16 protein-coding genes are annotated in these 15,658 nt (G+C 37.9%); 9 read left to right on the top strand and 7 right to left on the bottom strand.

Features of this window, described 5'->3' with window-relative positions; all coding sequences use genetic code 11:
* The first annotated feature begins 1 nt into the window (after position 1).
* From JML65_RS08755 to pdeM, 3 genes are all read left to right on the top strand, one after another.
* The gene (locus tag JML65_RS08755; RefSeq protein ID WP_262896492.1) at positions 2–2,434 is read left to right on the top strand and encodes a ligase-associated DNA damage response DEXH box helicase; all 2,433 of its coding nucleotides are present in this window, start codon (positions 2–4) and stop codon (positions 2,432–2,434) included.
* A 146-nt stretch (positions 2,435–2,580) separates the two neighbouring features.
* Positions 2,581–3,183 carry a 2,3-bisphosphoglycerate-dependent phosphoglycerate mutase gene (locus JML65_RS08750; protein ID WP_047492737.1) on the top strand — a complete coding sequence of 201 codons (603 nt, stop codon included), beginning with the start codon at positions 2,581–2,583 and terminating at the stop codon, positions 3,181–3,183.
* 63 nt (positions 3,184–3,246) lie between these two features.
* Positions 3,247–3,891, top strand: coding sequence for a ligase-associated DNA damage response endonuclease PdeM (gene pdeM / locus JML65_RS08745; protein WP_047492734.1), 645 nt, complete (start codon positions 3,247–3,249; stop codon positions 3,889–3,891).
* A gap of 123 nt (positions 3,892–4,014) precedes the next feature.
* Here the strand turns inward: pdeM and JML65_RS08740 are convergent, their stop codons facing one another.
* Positions 4,015–5,235 (bottom strand): MFS transporter, encoded by a 1,221-nt coding sequence (locus JML65_RS08740; RefSeq protein ID WP_202270565.1) that lies wholly within the window; start codon positions 5,233–5,235, stop codon positions 4,015–4,017.
* 151 nt (positions 5,236–5,386) lie between these two features.
* Between JML65_RS08740 and JML65_RS08735 the strand changes: the two genes are divergently transcribed.
* The 4 genes from JML65_RS08735 (at position 5,387) to JML65_RS08720 (ending at position 7,171) form a co-directional block, all read left to right on the top strand.
* A complete protein-coding gene (locus tag JML65_RS08735) occupies positions 5,387–5,977 on the top strand; it encodes a TetR/AcrR family transcriptional regulator (protein ID WP_202270564.1) in 591 nt (196 codons plus the stop codon).
* Between the two features lie 71 nt (positions 5,978–6,048).
* Positions 6,049–6,507, top strand: coding sequence for a hypothetical protein (locus tag JML65_RS08730; RefSeq protein ID WP_202270563.1), 459 nt, complete (start codon positions 6,049–6,051; stop codon positions 6,505–6,507).
* A 2-nt stretch (positions 6,508–6,509) separates the two neighbouring features.
* Positions 6,510–6,812: a DUF3817 domain-containing protein gene (locus JML65_RS08725; protein ID WP_202270562.1), complete on the top strand. Its 303-nt coding sequence runs from the start codon at positions 6,510–6,512 to the stop codon at positions 6,810–6,812.
* Positions 6,809–7,171, top strand: coding sequence for a rhodanese-like domain-containing protein (locus JML65_RS08720; RefSeq protein WP_047492723.1), 363 nt, complete (start codon positions 6,809–6,811; stop codon positions 7,169–7,171). Before JML65_RS08725 ends, JML65_RS08720 begins: the two co-directional genes overlap by 4 nt.
* Positions 7,172–7,216: 45 nt before the next feature.
* Here JML65_RS08720 and JML65_RS08715 read toward each other — a convergent pair whose 3' ends face one another.
* A complete protein-coding gene (locus tag JML65_RS08715; RefSeq protein ID WP_202270561.1) occupies positions 7,217–8,170 on the bottom strand; it encodes a nitrilase family protein in 954 nt (317 codons plus the stop codon).
* Between the two features lie 67 nt (positions 8,171–8,237).
* A complete protein-coding gene (locus tag JML65_RS08710; protein ID WP_202270560.1) occupies positions 8,238–9,035 on the bottom strand; it encodes a helix-turn-helix domain-containing protein in 798 nt (265 codons plus the stop codon).
* Between the two features lie 561 nt (positions 9,036–9,596).
* Here JML65_RS08710 and JML65_RS08705 point away from each other — a divergent pair.
* On the top strand, positions 9,597–10,103 hold the full coding sequence (locus JML65_RS08705; protein ID WP_202270559.1) for a pyridoxamine 5'-phosphate oxidase family protein: 507 nt from the start codon (positions 9,597–9,599) through the stop codon (positions 10,101–10,103).
* A gap of 158 nt (positions 10,104–10,261) precedes the next feature.
* Here JML65_RS08705 and JML65_RS08700 read toward each other — a convergent pair whose 3' ends face one another.
* Both JML65_RS08700 and JML65_RS08695 read right to left on the bottom strand, forming a co-directional pair.
* Positions 10,262–11,143, bottom strand: coding sequence for a dihydrodipicolinate synthase family protein (locus JML65_RS08700; RefSeq protein ID WP_202270558.1), 882 nt, complete (start codon positions 11,141–11,143; stop codon positions 10,262–10,264).
* Between the two features lie 38 nt (positions 11,144–11,181).
* On the bottom strand, positions 11,182–11,637 hold the full coding sequence (locus JML65_RS08695) for a cupin domain-containing protein (protein WP_115917919.1): 456 nt from the start codon (positions 11,635–11,637) through the stop codon (positions 11,182–11,184).
* 101 nt (positions 11,638–11,738) lie between these two features.
* Here JML65_RS08695 and JML65_RS08690 point away from each other — a divergent pair, with 101 nt between their 5' ends.
* A complete protein-coding gene (locus JML65_RS08690) occupies positions 11,739–13,178 on the top strand; it encodes a PLP-dependent aminotransferase family protein (RefSeq protein ID WP_202270557.1) in 1,440 nt (479 codons plus the stop codon).
* Between the two features lie 311 nt (positions 13,179–13,489).
* Here the strand turns inward: JML65_RS08690 and JML65_RS08685 are convergent, their stop codons facing one another.
* Together JML65_RS08685 and JML65_RS08680 are read right to left on the bottom strand one after the other, a co-directional pair.
* Positions 13,490–14,263 (bottom strand): T9SS type A sorting domain-containing protein, encoded by a 774-nt coding sequence (locus JML65_RS08685; RefSeq protein ID WP_202270556.1) that lies wholly within the window; start codon positions 14,261–14,263, stop codon positions 13,490–13,492.
* A gap of 216 nt (positions 14,264–14,479) precedes the next feature.
* Positions 14,480–15,616: an Atu1372/SO_1960 family protein gene (locus JML65_RS08680; RefSeq protein ID WP_202270555.1), complete on the bottom strand. Its 1,137-nt coding sequence runs from the start codon at positions 15,614–15,616 to the stop codon at positions 14,480–14,482.
* Between the last annotated feature and the right edge of the window lie 42 nt (positions 15,617–15,658).

Here is a 15,658-nt window from a genome sequence, read left to right as displayed (position 1 = left end):
TTTGGCAGCTTTTGAACATACCAATGGGTTTACCATCATTCAGCAATGGATGACAGGTAAGGATATGTCACCTTTCAAATTCCAAACGGATACATGGCGGAAATTTGGAAGCGGATATAGCGGAATGGTGGTAGCACCTACCGGCTTTGGGAAAACATTTTCTGTTTTTTTAGCATTGGTTTCTGATTTTCTGAATCATCCGGAAAATTATAAAAAAGGCTTGCAAATGATATGGATTACTCCTCTCCGATCCTTGTCTAAGGATATTGCTAAGGCTATGCAGGAAGCCATTGATGAAATCGGGCTGGATTGGGCTGTTGGAGTAAGAAACGGTGATACAGATCCAAAACTGAGACAGCAGCAGATAAAAAAAATGCCTGAAATTCTTGTGGTAACGCCGGAAAGCCTTCATCTTCTGCTGGCACAGAAAAATAACGAAAGTTTTTTCCGGAATTTGAAAAGCGTTGTTGTTGACGAATGGCATGAACTTCTGGGCTCGAAACGGGGTGTCATGGTAGAACTGGGGATTTCGCAGCTTAGAAAGTATGTCCCCAAAATTAAAATATGGGGAATTACCGCTACCATAGGAAACCTTGATGAAGCCATGGAAGTTCTTATTCCCTATGACATAAAAAAGGTGAAAATCACCGCCAAAGAACACAAAAAAATAGATATTATTCCTGTGTTCCCGAATGAAATAGAGATATTGCCGTGGGCCGGGCATCTGGGAAATAAATTGGCCGATAAAGTAGTCCCTATTATTCTGGATTCAAAATCAACCATTGTTTTTACCAATACCCGAAGCCAAAGCGAGATGTGGTACCAGTTGCTGCTGGACGCTTATCCTGACTTTGCCGGGCAAATTGCCATTCATCACAGTTCTATTGATGCCCACCTCAGAATCTGGATTGAAGAAAACTTAAGCTCAGGAAAATTAAAAGCTGTAGTCTCTACCTCATCTTTAGATTTGGGGATAGATTTTAAACCCGTTGATACGGTCATTCAGATTGGATCGGCAAAGGGTGTTGCAAGGTTTCTCCAACGGGCCGGACGAAGTGGACACTCCCCTTTTGAAACTTCCAAAATATATTGTGTACCTACCCATTCTTTAGAACTGATTGAAGTTTCAGCTTTAAAGGAGGCGGTAAAACAAAAGGTTGTAGAACCCAGAGAACCTCAGGTTTTATGTTTTGATGTCCTGGTTCAGTTTCTGATGACCCTGGCCGTAGGTGATGGTTTTTATCCTGATGAATTATATGAAAGGATTAAAAAAGTCTATGCTTTTCAGGAAATAACGGATGAAGAATGGAAAAGTATCCTTGAATTTCTGACTATCGGCGGCCATGTTTTAAAAAACTACGAAGAATTTCATAAAATCGTCATTATGGAAGACGGCTTATACAAGGTAACTTCACGGAAAATAGCCATGCTACACCGTATGAATATGGGGGTGATTGTAAGTGATGCAATGCTGAAAGTGAAATTTATTTCCGGTGGCTATGTAGGAATGATTGAGGAATATTTTATTTCAAAACTGAAAAAAGAAGAGAAATTTATTTTAGCAGGCCGTACGCTGGAAGTAGCCATGCTAAAAGATATGACCGTATATGTAAGGTCAGCAAAAGGAAAAGCCCTGGTGCCAAGCTATCTGGGAGGAAGATTACCTCTCAGTTCCAATCTGGGACATTTTTTGAGAGAGAAACTTTCTCATGCTTTAAACCCTAAAGCTTCGGAAAAAGAACTGAAATTCCTGCATCCGCTGTTAGTGAACCAGGAAACCCACTCTCATATTCCCAAAGATGATGAGTTTTTGGTGGAGATGATCAGGAATCGTGAAGGCTATCATCTATTTATGTATCCGTTTGAAGGACGTTTGGTCCATGAAGTAATGGCTGCATTAATTGCCTACCGTATTTCCAAGCTGGCCCCAATTTCCTTTTCAATGGCCATGAATGATTATGGATTTGAGCTATTCAGCGATAAGGAAATTCCTTTGAATGATGAAAATCTTGCCTCCATCTTAACAAGAGATAATCTTATGAATGATGTGATTGCAAGTATTAATTCTGCAGAGATGGCAAGACGAAAATTCCGGGATATTGCAGTGATCTCAGGAATGGTCATCCAAAATTATGCAGGTAAACAGCGGTCCAACAAATCATTGCAAAGTTCTGCAGGCCTTATTTTTAAAGTCCTGGAAGATTATGACCCCAATCATTTTCTGATCAAGCAGGCGTATACTGAGGTTTTTAATATGCAGCTTCAGGAACAGCGGCTTGTAGAAGCATTCAAAAGAATTGAAAAGTCTGAAATTATTTTAAAGCATTCCCGCTCATTCACCCCACTCAGCTTTCCTATAAAGGTAGACAGCCTGAGACAAACGCTTTCCAGTGAAGGATTGGATGCAAGAATCAGAAGAATGCTTAAATTATAAAAAAGGGATCTTTATCATCACACTGCCTTCAATTGAGCGAAAAGCTTCTGAAATTGTTATGCTTTTTATAGTTAAAAATCTTTGATAAGTTCAATAATCATCGTACCTTAGAGTATCTTCTTTGAAGATTAAATAACGTATACATAATGGCAAAATTGTTCCTGGTCCGTCACGGACAGTCACTCTGGAATCTTGAAAACAGATTTACGGGCTGGCAAGATATAGATATTACTGATGCAGGTATTGAAGAGGCTAAAAGAGCAGCTGTTATCTTAAAAAAAGAAAAAATAGACATCGCTTTTACTTCTGCACTGATCAGAGCACAACATACCCTCACCATCATCCTCGATGAAATAGGAAAACCCAATATTCCGGTGATCATAGATAAAGCACTTAATGAACGTTCTTACGGAGAGCTTGAAGGGCTTAACAAAGCTGAAACGGCCCTAAAATATGGAGATGAACAGGTACACGCCTGGCGCAGATCCTATGATGTGGTTCCCCCGGGGGGAGAAAGCCTTAAAGACACCTACAACCGGGTAATTCCTTATTTTGAAGCTACCATTGCCCCCTTGCTTAAAGAAGGGCAAAACGTATTGATTGTAGCTCATGGAAACAGTCTCCGCTCACTTATTATGTATCTGGAACATTTATCTCCGGAAGAAATTCTGGAGCGGGAAATTGCTACAGGAATTCCTGTCACTTATATTTTTGATGAACATTTTCATGTAAGCAGAAGAGACACCTGATGTACTAACATCCCTTTCTACAAAAATAAGAGCATTATATTTTAAACTTTCAACTCATTACAAGTGTTTATAGCAACCAGAAATATTTTTATACAAAACCAGTCTTTCACCTTAACCAATCAACGGGCAGCATTTTGGGAAAAGGAAAAAGCCTTAATTCTTTCTGACCTTCATATTGGAAAGACCGCTCATTTCCGCAAAAACGGGATCGCCCTGGCCAATCATATCATGAAGAGTGATTTGGAAAGATTATCTGCCCTCATTGAATATTTCCAGCCTGAAAAGTTTATGGTAGTGGGTGATCTGCTTCATGCAGGCGATAATTCTGATGTAGATGAATTCTGTACATGGAGAAACCAGTATCCTGATATAGAGTTTTACCTTGTTGAAGGCAATCATGACCGTATTTCAAAATCTCTCGAAAAAAAACTTTGTCTCAATTTTAAAACCTCAATACTCCATATGGATGGAATTACCTTTGTTCATGATTTTGATACAGCGGTATCAGGATTTCAGATTACAGGACATATTCACCCGGGAATTATTTTAAATTCTGCAGTAAAGAGTATCAGGCTCCCCTGTTTTGCCCTTAGCAATAACCAATTATTGTTACCTGCCTTTAGCGAATTTACAGGACTGGATACCAAAAATCTTCCTAAGAACAGTAAATTTTATGTTTTTACAGATGCTGAAATTTATGAAGTTTAAAAGATAGTTTTCAATAATCAGCTGGTATATAAAACTTTAATTACAACTTGATGATCAAAATAAACAAAGACAGAATAAATCTGCCTTTGTAAAATCTCATTCCTTTCAATAAATAGGTATGTTTTAATTCTTTTTACTTAAACGGATACTGTATAAAGTAATCAATACTGTGATCACCAGGAATAACGCTCCAATCCACGGAGTACTTTCCAATCCCAGCGAAGAAGTCACAATCATACCTCCGGCATAAGACCCGATTGCAATACCCATGTTGAATGCCGCAATATTAATCCCTGACGCTACATCTTCAGTTCCCGGAAGTTCCTTCTCCGCAATCTGCACCACTAAAAGTTGCAGTCCCGGAACACTCGCAAAAGAAAGGCCCCCGAGGAAGAATAAGGTAATAATACTTAAAACCGGACTTGCCACTGTAAAATAAAATGCCAGTAAAACCAATCCCTGGGCTGCAAACATCCATAAAAGTGCCCGTAAAGGATTTTTATTGGCTATTTTTCCGCCTATAAGATTTCCTAAGGCGATGGCTATTCCATAAATCAGCAGAATAAATGTTACTGTAGACTCCTGAAATCCTGTTATTTTCTGTAAAATAGGTGACAGATAAGTAAACACAACAAATGTTCCTCCATATCCCATCGCAGTCATGAGAAAAGCAAAAATCAGACGTTTATTACCTAATACTTTAAACTGACTTTTTAAAGAAGCTGTTTTTCCGTTTTTCAAATTCTTTGGCACCAATAATACACTGGCTACAAGGCCTATAATTCCAAGAATTGAAACCCCTATAAACGTGGCTCTCCATCCAAAATGCTGGCCGATAAAAGTTCCCAATGGCACTCCTGTTACGATCGCCAGGGTAAGCCCGGCAAACATAATAGAAATAGCGGTGGCTCTTTTTTCTTCCGGCACCAGTGAGGCAGCAATAGTAGAGCCAATGGAAAAATAAACCCCATGGGCAAATCCTGTTAATATTCTTGCCAGAACCAATGTTATAAAACCTGGAGCAATAGAAGCCAATCCATTTCCGATAACGAATAACAGCATGATGGAAACCAAAAGCATTTTGCGGGGGATTTTTCCGGTTAATGCCGTTAATATAGGAGCACCAATAGCTACTCCTATCGCATAAAGGCTTACCAGTAAACCGGCAGAAGGAATCGTGATACCAAGATCTGAAGCTACTGTCGGAAGCAGTCCTACGATCACAAATTCAGTAGTTCCTATTCCAAAGGCACTTATAGTCAGTGCCCATAATGCTGCAGGAAGACCCTTTCTTTTTATAGTTTCTGATGCCGTATTGATCTGTATTTCTTTTTGATAATTCATTGCATTATAATTTTGTTGATGTTGACAATGCAAATTTCCGACGAATAATTGTATTATGAAAATTATTTAAATTCTATCAAAGTATCAGAATAATGATAGTTTTGTTTCTTAGTAAAAATTTGTTCCTTTGCAGTATACACTCAGTACTTGAATGAAAAAATCAGAAGCAACCCGCCTAAATATTCTTCAGAAAGCCTTTGAACTTATCTATATAAAAGGATATCAGACCACCAGTATTGATGAGATTATTGCTACCACCCAGGTAACAAAAGGAGCATTCTATTACCACTTCAAAACGAAAGATGAAATGGGCCTTGCTATTATCAATGAACTTCTAAAGCCTACCTTTACAAAAACTTTTGTAGAGCCTCTTCTGCAAAGCCAGCATCCATTGGACAGTATTTATAAACTGATGCATGAAGTATTGATGGATAATGAATTTTTAAAAGTTGAATATGGCTGCCCTGCCTCAAACTTCACACAGGAAATGGCCCCATGGAATATAATTTTCACCAAAGCCCTGAATGATTTGTCTGAACAGTGGGAAAATGCCATGATAGTAAGTATAAATAATGGCCAAGAAGCTGGTACCGTTAAACCAACGGTTAACGCAAAAGAAATTGCAATTTTTGTGATGTCGGGATACTGGGGAGTAAGAAACCTTGGAAAACTGGAAAATTCAAAATCAGTATATCTCATTTATTTAAAGGGACTTAAAGCCTATTTTGATTCACTTCAATAATTTTTTTAAACAAAAACATACTAACTAGTATGTTTTTATTATACCTTTGCTGTGTTCAAAAATAACAAGGCATGTATCAGACCCTTACTTTCCTGCATTCAACCTTCCGATGGCTCGTCCTATTAAGTCTTATTTATTCAATATACCGTGCTTGTAAAGGATACTTTTCAGCAGGTCAGTTTACAAAGACAGATAATTCTGTAAGACACTGGACCGCTACCATAGCTCATATCCAATTGGTTCTTGGGATGATATTTTATATTAAAAGCCCCATTGTACAATACTTCTGGAAAAACTTTAATGAAGCCAAAGCATCATTTGATCTATTGTTCTTCGGACTTATCCATATCCTAATGATGATCACTGCTGTTATCTTAATTACTATCGGATCAGCTTTGGCTAAGAGAAAATCGGAAGATCGGGACAAGTTTAAAATAATGTTGATATGGTTTATAGCTGCATTCGTTATAATTTTCATTGCCATTCCCTGGCCCTTCTCTCCTTTTGTTAACAGACCTTATTTCAGATAATTATGACAGATTTATTCAAAACTAAAATAGGACGCCTGAGAATATTGGCCATCCTTGAAGGTATTTCTTTATTAAGCTTGGTTTTCATTGCAGTTCCCGTTAAATACGGATTGAACAACCCTTCTCTTGTGAGAATGCTGGGGCCGGTTCATGGTACTTTATTTCTGCTTTTTCTATTCAATACATTGAGTGTGGGTGTAGAACAGGGCTGGAAGTTTAAAGAGACGACATGTAAAGTGATCCTGGCCTGCTTTATCCCTTTTGGAACTTTTTATATCGACAGAAAAATTTTAAGTAAACTATGAGAAATTTACTGATAGTATGCGGAATAGTTCTTACAGCATACATAATCTATAGAGTCTACCAATATCAGACTTTAGACAAAGATCTTAATCAGCTGATCAAAAAAGATGCGGTGATCCTTGATGTCAGAACGGAGAAAGAATATGCCATGGGTCATATAGACGGTTCTGTCAATATCTCTTTGGGAACAATCAGGGAGCGCTATATTGAGCTGGATCCTGAAAAAACATATATTACAGTATGCTCTCATGGTCTCCGAAGTGTAAAAGTAGAAAGTATCTTAAAAGAAAAGGGTTTCAGACATGTTTACAATGGTGGTGCCTGGAGTGACCTCCAAAATAGGATACATCAACAAAAATAATGATATCTCCCACAGAGCACATTGACTTGCGGGAGATATGAATATTTAATTATTCTTTTCTGTCAGCCAGACCACCTTCTGTTGAGATTCATGGTCCATTCCTATGATATCTTTGTACAGTTCAGGTCTGCGGGCATTAATGTATCTGAAACCGCCAGCCTGGGTAAGCTTTTCAGGAGTGATAACAGCAGATTCAAAACTATCTTCGAATGAACGGCATTCTGCAATGACATCTCCAAAAGGATCTATAATCATTGAACATCCGTTTTTCAACTGATCATCATCCATTCCAATAGGATTCGAAAAAACAATATAAGCGCCGTTATCATAGGCTCTTGCCGGAAGCCACTTCATCAGCCAGTCTCTGCCTTTCATTCCATTAAATTCTAATCGTAATGAAGTGGGATCATTTTCCCTGTTATACCAAAGTTCGGGATCTACAAAACCAGCACCCGGTCTTGTAGAAGGTGTACACATGGTAACATGAGGCATAAAAATAATATCGGCCCCCAGAAGTTTGGTTGCTCTTACATTCTCTATAATATTATTATCGTAGCAGATCAGAATACCACACTTCCATCCCAAAATATCAAATACACAGTATTCGTTGCCTGGTGTAAGGTAAGGATTGATAAAAGGATGCAGTTTTCTGTATTTGGCTTTTAGTCCCGTTTTATCAACACAGACATAAGCTTTAAAAAGGTTGTTATCTTCATCCTTTTCAAAAAGACCTGCCAGGATAGTGATATCATACTGACCTGCAATCTGCTGTAGTTTTTGAATACTTTCTCCATTGGGAATCAATTCAGCAATGTCAAGAAGCTGTTCCCGGGAAAGCTTTCGGGCAAAGGTATATCCGGTGACAGAACATTCATGGAAAACAATGACATGTGCTCCCTGAGCAGCTGCCTGACCGGCTAATTTTTCTATGATGGAAAGGTTGTACTCCTTATCTCCACTTTTATGTTCAAATTGCGCAGTAGAAATTTTGATATTCATTCTTCTTTTTTTCAGCAAAACTAGAGCATAGCATTACTGAAAAATTGTATAAAACCGACATTTTGATTTAGAGTTCAATAAAATTGACAGCCATTTTATTTTCTGTTTTTAAATATTCCTTTGGAGTGAGCCCTGTACTTGTCTTAAAGTCCCTGATCAGATGAGACTGATCTGCATATCCTGCATGATAAGAAAGACCTGTCATATTTTCATCCCCAATTCCTTTATTGATAAGACTTAAGAAGTAATGAAGCCTGGTAATACCGCTGTATTTTTTAGGGGATAGTCCCATATAATTCTCAAATTTCCTTTCCAGATGACGCTCAGAGTATCCTGTAAATTTTTCCAGCTCCCTGGATGATACAGAACCTTTATTCTGAAGAATATATTGCTGTACTCCTCTTATCAAATGATAGTCAGAACCTATTTCTGCAGACAAAAATTCAGTAAAAAAAATATTAAGGCTGTTGATTACTGATAAAGGATCTGTCCTATTGAAAAGCTTTTCCTGAAATGGATGCAATTGATCGTGTAATACATCTTCTGCAGAAATAATCTGATTTCGAATCTCCTTAGCAGAAATCTTTAAAAGGATATTGAAAAAATAGGGTTGAAATACTACAGCCAATAAGGAAAACCGGCCTTTGGAATAAAAATCCCTGTAGCTATGCAGAGCTCCATAAAAAAATGAAAGAGGCATCCGATCAACCGAAATATGGGAATACAAATTCATATTTCCCGACAGGATAAGGCCTGTGCTCCCATCAGTAAATAGCCTTACATTCTTAGGCTCCTCTTCAGAATTTTCCAAGAAGATATAATGCCTGATGAAAGGGGCCAAATGCTTGGGAGGCGAAATCTGCATCCATCAAATGTACATAAAATCTTTTTCAACTGAAATCGCAACATTTCTGAAACTTCAGAGATTGTAAAAATCTTTATCCAAATCACATTCTTTAAGGATTTTTTTGATTAAAAGATCATGTACTGATGCTGTGTTTTTCTAACGCAAAGCTTTAGTTTCATGATCCATATTTTTAGGAGCAAAGGATAGAATCAACTTCGTTGATTCGTCGAAGCCTATGGATAAGCATACATCTTCATCAGTGACGAAATCTCATCACTTTGCCCGCTTAAAATAAAGCGGAATTATTCATAAGCTTTGCGTTGATCTTTTTAATCAAAAAATAATTTCAAACTGACCTATTGAGTCTTGTCAACAAAACACATTTGATAACAAAATATATAAGAATTCCTGAATAAAATATAAACAGGATCTTACTGAAAAAAATATTTTTTTAGGCTATGGTACCACATTTTATTTCGGTTTGGTCGGGTATTTGAATGTTTTAGTGCATATTATTCATGATCACTCTATAGAATAATTTTCTTTTTAATAATCAACCAATCACTAAAATATAATACAATGTCAACACAAAATCTCACCCATCTCGAAGCGATCAAAAAGATCAAGGAACTGTCGGAAAATGCAAAAATATGTATGTTCTGTACAGAACTGGAAACCGCTCCTGTCAATTCACGGCCAATGACTTTACAGGAAACAGATGACAGCGGTAATCTATGGTTTATCAGCAGTGAAACCAGCAATAAAAATTTTGAAATAAAAGAAGACCGCAGAGTACAGCTGTTTTTCATGAATAACAGTGATGCTCAGTATCTTTCTGTTTATGGACAGGCTTCTGTGTATAAAGACAAAGCCACCATAGAAGACAAATGGTCTCCTCTGGCAAAGGCATGGTTTGACGGAAAAGATGACCCAAAGGTCACCATCATTCGTGTAGAACCCAAGGAAACATATTATTGGGATACCAAAGCCGGCAAACTGGTCAGCCTGTTTAAGTTTGTAAGCTCAGCTATTACAGGGCATAAAACGGATAACTCTGACGGTGTAGAAGGAAATGCCATCATATAATGGTCTGTCAGGACCTGAAAATACACATCAGAAGCACCTGATATAAATCCCCACAGATCTCATGAATTTCACCGAGCAGAAAAAGCTGTGAAACCAATCGAATCTGTGGGAATTGGTGTATAAGTGATACAAATTATTTGAAACCGGCTTATCCGGTGTTATCTTAACCCGCTAAGAATCTTTTTCAGCTCTTCAGACTCACTTTCTGTTAAAGGTTGTAAAGGGCTTCTCAGACTGCCACCGTCTTCTCCCAGAATACTGAGTCCAGCCTTAACCGCTCTGGGTAAGCCTTTACTGACAATAAATTTCAGAAGATCAAACTGCTGATAAAAAATATCTTTGGCTTTTCCCAGATTTCCTTCTTCAACAGCATTGTACAAACTGATATTCAATTCAGGAATAAGATTGGGAGCGGCAGTACACCAACCTCTGGCACCTGCAGAAAAAGCAGCCAATGCCAAAGGATTTGAACCATTGTAAAAAGCAACATCCTCTCCCAGCTCTCTTCTTAAATAATGCATTCTCTGAACATCCCCGGAACTTTCCTTGATCATAGTCACATTGGGAATCTCAAGCAATCTTTTCAAAAGAGCCGGAGACATATCTACTCCACTGGTTGCCGGATTATTATAAGCCATAATCGGAATGGAAATTTTACCGGCTACTGCATCATAATGGGCTACAATTTCATCATCGGTAAGTTTCCAGTAGCTCATGGGAATAATCATTACCGCATCTGCCCCGGCCTTCTCTGCAAACCGGGCGTGGTGAATGGTCTTTTCTGTAGTAAGATTGGATACTCCTACCAAGGTGGGAATTCTTCCTTTTACCTGTTCTATAGTAGCTTCTGTAACGGCTTCCTTTTCCTCATCAGATAAATAAGGCATTACTCCGGTACTTCCTAAAGGAGCAAGCCCATGGCTTCCGGATGTAATCAGTCTTTCCACCAAGTGTTTGAAAAGAGGAATATTCACCTTTTCATGGTCATCAAAAGGAGTAATCGGATAGGCAATTATCCCTTTAAACGGAACATTTTTCATACTTATTTTATTTAAAATTAGAAATGACGACGATCAAACTAAAGGTCTCTACCCTCTTCCTCTCTTAATGCAACCCCTAAATTCTGCAGTTGGGGTGCATTTTCACAGGCAATGTATTTAGCCGGTTCTGTATCGCTTAGATTCTGATGTTTATGCCATGCCCATGAAGGAATATAAACGGCATCTCCGGCTTCCCAATGTACTCTTTCATCTTCCACTTCTGTCCACCCTTTACCTTCAATGACATACAACACCGTTTCGTAGGTATGACGGTGCCTGTTGGTCTGTTGACCGGGTAATAAACCTCCAATAGTCATACTTACATTCTTACTGGGAAGATCAACAAAAAAAACAGGATGTTTTCTTTCAGTTGAAAACTGATTGTGTTCGCCTGCATTTTCTACATTTTTATGGATTAAATGACTTGGCTTTGCATATTTTGGTCTTGCAAAAGTTTCGTGGAAATCTTTAGAACTGAATTCTTTTTTGTTCATGATTTTAAAATTATAATGGTTTCGTGCTTTATTGCATGACAAAATTATTCTATATTTGGACTGTTTAAATGATTCAGTTTTTACATAAATAGATAGTCCAGATGTTACGACCTTGGAAATTAGAATTTGAAATTAACAGAAAGCTTGATAAAGCAGTCTATCTGCAGATTGCGGATAGTATTATTACTGATATCCGTTCTGGAAGGCTAAAACCCGGAGATGCCCTTCCCGGCAGCCGGAATTTAGCAGCTTCACTACAGATTAACAGAAATACTGTGGTAGAAGCTTATCAGGTGCTGATCAATGAGGAATGGGTTATTTCTAAAGAAAGAAAAGGAATTTTTGTATCGGATCAGCTGCCTGCTTTACAGCATAAAAGGGCACATAAAAGTATCGGCAATCAGGATCAGCCTATGAAGTCAGGAGGAATACTGATTAATTTTGATGATGGCCATCCGGACAGTAAAATTGCCCCTGTAACGGAACTGGCCAGAGCATACAGACAGATATTCAGTATCAAGGCCAAATGGCAGATGATGGGTTATGGAGATGAACACGGAGATATAGAGTTCCGGAATATGATTGCCAAAATGCTGAACCATCAGCGTGGTATGCAGATCCATGATCATGAAATATCCATTACCAGAGGGAGTCAGATGGCCATGTTTTTAACTGCTCAGAGTCTTTTAACCTCAGGTGACCAGGTGATTGTAGAAGATCCCGGATATCAGCCGGCCTGGCAGGCTTTTGAATATGCCGGAGCGACATTACTCCCTGTTTCTGTAGATAAAGAAGGAATCAATATTGAAGCTATTGAAGAACTTTTAGCTCAGCATAACCGCATAAAAGCAATCTATATTACCCCTCACAGGCAGTATCCCACCACCGTTACCTTAAGTTTATCAAGAAGGTTAAGGTTAATAGAACTCTCTAATCAATATAATATTACGATCATTGAAGATGATTATGATAATGAATTTCATTTCGGATACCGCCCTATCCTTCCTATTTCAAGCTTTCCGGAGCTCCGGCATTATGTGTACATCGGAACACTGAGTAAGGTAGTAGCACCTGCATTAAGGATTGGCTATCTGGCAACCAAAAACCAGGAGTTATTAAAAAAAATTGGCAGCCTGAGAAAGATTATTGATGTTCACGGAGATGTTATCATGGAACAGGCGGTTCTTCAGCTTATCAAAGAAGGAGCTGTAAAAAAACACATAAAAAAAGCAACCGTTCATTATAAAAGTAAAAGAGATTTTACGTTTAGTATTTTGAAAAAGTACATGACGGATGTTGCCGACTTTACATTGCCTGAAGGTGGGCTGGCATTTTGGGTTGTTCCTAAAAAAAAGTTGAACTGGGATCTGGCAACCGCTGTATTGCTTGAAAGAAATATCAGAATCATTCATCCTAAACAATACAGTCAAAATGATGTCAATGGCTTTAGATTGAGCTATGGTGCACTTACAGAAGAACAGTTGGAGCAAAGCATACAGGTTATTTCTGAGGTCCTGACCTCGCTTTCTCAAAAAACATGATACGTAGAATGCTATCATACATCAGTCTATATGAATCTCAACATTGCAAATATTTAAAACACATGAGAACACTTTAGCAAGTTTAAAATAATAGCACATAAGTAAGTGCACTTAAGAAGAAAATCAAAGATTTTTTAAAATTTCAGTGTACTTTATATGCGCAAAGCTGGAAACTTTAATAACTTAAGTGGTTAAAAACTTTTGTAACTTTTGTGGTTACAAAGAAAGTTTTAATCCTAGGGTTGGATTCCTACGGAATGACAAACATACCCATAAAAAATAAAATCCCGCTTAAAACGGGATTTTTATATTTAGTTTTTGATAAACTTAGCATTGAGCTCACCTATTTTATAAAAATAATTCCCTTTAGGAAGCCCTTCAACATCAATAGAAACAAGATTTTCTACAGAGCCGAAAGATTTGTTAAGAACAAGTTTACCGGACATATCATAAATTTCTACTGTATGGGAACCGTTTAAAGGATTCATAATGTTAAGAGTCTTCTGAGCGGGTATGGGAAATGCTGAAATTTTACTTTTAGCCTGAACCTCTCTGGCAGAAAGTGATGTAGTTGGTAAATTATATATTTCAGTTGAATCGGTTTCCTGATTGAATAGTCTCAGCTTATTGGTATTGGTGGTGGCATCGTGATAGATATTAATATCATACTCATCGCTAAACCGATAATTGGGACCAAACTCATGCAATACATTTCCGTCCTCACTGTAAATACGTATGATGTATTCTCTTTCGGATGTTGTACTGTTATATCTTTCAAATGTAACGATGATTTCCAGTTTATTATCGGTATTGAAAATATTTTTAGACAGCACAAAATTGTTTTTATACTGGTCTATAAACATAGAATATCCTGCCGGTACAGAGGGCGTAAACTGCTTATATAGGGAATAATCAGCTTTGTAGATCTTAACCTGAGTAATATTAAATCCGGTAGAATAATAAAAGGTCTCATTGGTATTGGTATAGACTTGAAGATTTTCAGAACTGAAATTTTTGCCGAGTGTTATCTGACCAAAAAATAAACTTCCGGCAGCCATTGCCAGTGTTACTATAAACTTTTTCATAGGTATTGATTTTTAAACACGACAAAGGTATACTCCGCAGTAAGGACTACCTTACGGAAATCCGTATGGAATGGGGAATTCTAAGGACATGTATACCATTCAGATATTAAAATAAAAATCCATCGACCGCCTGTGTCAATGGATTTTTATGTATACGAAACCTGTGTACTTCAAATGATACATACAGGTGAACGAATCTGATCATCTAAAAAGCGGTTATTCCACTTCAAAAATCGCCTGAATTTCAACGGAAGAGTTTACAGGAATAGAAGACGCTCCCAACGTTCCTCTGGCATGCTTTCCTTTTTCTCCAAAAACCTCAACACTAAGATCCGAAGCAACATTCATCAGCTCAGCATGTTTGGTATAATCATCTTTGGTATTAAAAATTCCAGTAAGCTGAACACATTGTTTTACCCGGCTTAAATCTCCTCCTACAGCTTCTCTCAGCACAGACAGAACATTCAACATGGTAACTTTGGTCGCCTCTTTTACCTGCTGTTCGTTCACCTCAACTCCCAGTTTTCCGGGATTAAGTATTTTTCCGTCTTTTAAGGCTACCTGATTGATAAAAACAAGGTTTCCGGAACGGACAAACGGCTGGTAATTTCCGGCAGGTTTGGGAACCTGTGGAAGAACAATATTTTTTTGTTTTAAAATTTCATTGAAATCCTGGTGGTTTTCAACAACAGGTGCCCCTTTTTTTGAATGCGTATCCTTTAACGCTAAAGCCACTTTTGCAAAATTTTTCCCTTGCAGCTCTGCCAGATGGCGCTCCCCTTTTGTAGGTCTTTCCACATCTTTTAAAGAAGCCATACTGGTCACTCCTAAGACTGTATTTCCCTGTGGGATCGCTTTGTTAAGTTCTTCGGTACCACGGATTCCGTTAGAGACCAAAACCATTCCATGTACGGCAAGACTGTTCCAGAATGCCTGAAGGGCAAGCTCTTTTCCGGCACCACTTCCTGCAGACATAAAAACCGTTGCAGGAACTCCTTCCAATGCATGACTGGTCCAGAGCTGAACTGTTTTAGATAAAAACTCACTCATTCCGGTGCTTATGTTTCCAAAATAAACAGGAGAACCAAAAGCAATTCCATCATAAGTACCAAGCTCATCTACTGTTGCTACCGGTATGTTTTTAAAAATCGGGTTTTGGGATGCCTTGACTAGCTTAATATAGGGAACTGCATTGTTTTCGCTTTCAATTCCTTTAGCTATTTCCTTAGCCAGTTCATAAGTTCCTCCATTATCCGAATGGATGAGGACCAATACTTTAGCTTTATTCTGTGCCATGATGTTGATGGTGTTAAATAGTAAAATTAAAATAAAAAAAGAACATATTTTTTTCATTCTGAATAAGATATAAGTTTATAGTACAAATTTAGTATTGTC

This window comes from Chryseobacterium sp. KMC2 (assembly GCF_016756935.1).
Classification (GTDB): domain Bacteria; phylum Bacteroidota; class Bacteroidia; order Flavobacteriales; family Weeksellaceae; genus Chryseobacterium; species Chryseobacterium rhizosphaerae.
This window is presented reverse-complemented; position numbering and strand designations above follow the sequence as displayed.

What these genes read in the sequence shown, in the direction of transcription:
- JML65_RS08750 (WP_047492737.1), top strand. Translation starts at nt 2,581, where the DNA reads ATGGCAAAATTGTTCCTGGTCCGTCACGGACAGTCACTCTGGAATCTT.
- JML65_RS08740 (WP_202270565.1), bottom strand. Translation starts at nt 5,235, where the DNA reads ATGAATTATCAAAAAGAAATACAGATCAATACGGCATCAGAAACTATA.
- JML65_RS08735 (WP_202270564.1), top strand. Translation starts at nt 5,387, where the DNA reads ATGAAAAAATCAGAAGCAACCCGCCTAAATATTCTTCAGAAAGCCTTT.
- JML65_RS08730 (WP_202270563.1), top strand. Translation starts at nt 6,049, where the DNA reads ATGTATCAGACCCTTACTTTCCTGCATTCAACCTTCCGATGGCTCGTC.
- JML65_RS08725 (WP_202270562.1), top strand. Translation starts at nt 6,510, where the DNA reads ATGACAGATTTATTCAAAACTAAAATAGGACGCCTGAGAATATTGGCC.
- JML65_RS08720 (WP_047492723.1), top strand. Translation starts at nt 6,809, where the DNA reads ATGAGAAATTTACTGATAGTATGCGGAATAGTTCTTACAGCATACATA.
- JML65_RS08715 (WP_202270561.1), bottom strand. Translation starts at nt 8,170, where the DNA reads ATGAATATCAAAATTTCTACTGCGCAATTTGAACATAAAAGTGGAGAT.
- JML65_RS08710 (WP_202270560.1), bottom strand. Translation starts at nt 9,035, where the DNA reads ATGCAGATTTCGCCTCCCAAGCATTTGGCCCCTTTCATCAGGCATTAT.
- JML65_RS08705 (WP_202270559.1), top strand. Translation starts at nt 9,597, where the DNA reads ATGTCAACACAAAATCTCACCCATCTCGAAGCGATCAAAAAGATCAAG.
- JML65_RS08700 (WP_202270558.1), bottom strand. Translation starts at nt 11,143, where the DNA reads ATGAAAAATGTTCCGTTTAAAGGGATAATTGCCTATCCGATTACTCCT.
- JML65_RS08695 (WP_115917919.1), bottom strand. Translation starts at nt 11,637, where the DNA reads ATGAACAAAAAAGAATTCAGTTCTAAAGATTTCCACGAAACTTTTGCA.
- JML65_RS08690 (WP_202270557.1), top strand. Translation starts at nt 11,739, where the DNA reads ATGTTACGACCTTGGAAATTAGAATTTGAAATTAACAGAAAGCTTGAT.
- JML65_RS08685 (WP_202270556.1), bottom strand. Translation starts at nt 14,263, where the DNA reads ATGAAAAAGTTTATAGTAACACTGGCAATGGCTGCCGGAAGTTTATTT.
- JML65_RS08680 (WP_202270555.1), bottom strand. Translation starts at nt 15,616, where the DNA reads ATGAAAAAAATATGTTCTTTTTTTATTTTAATTTTACTATTTAACACC.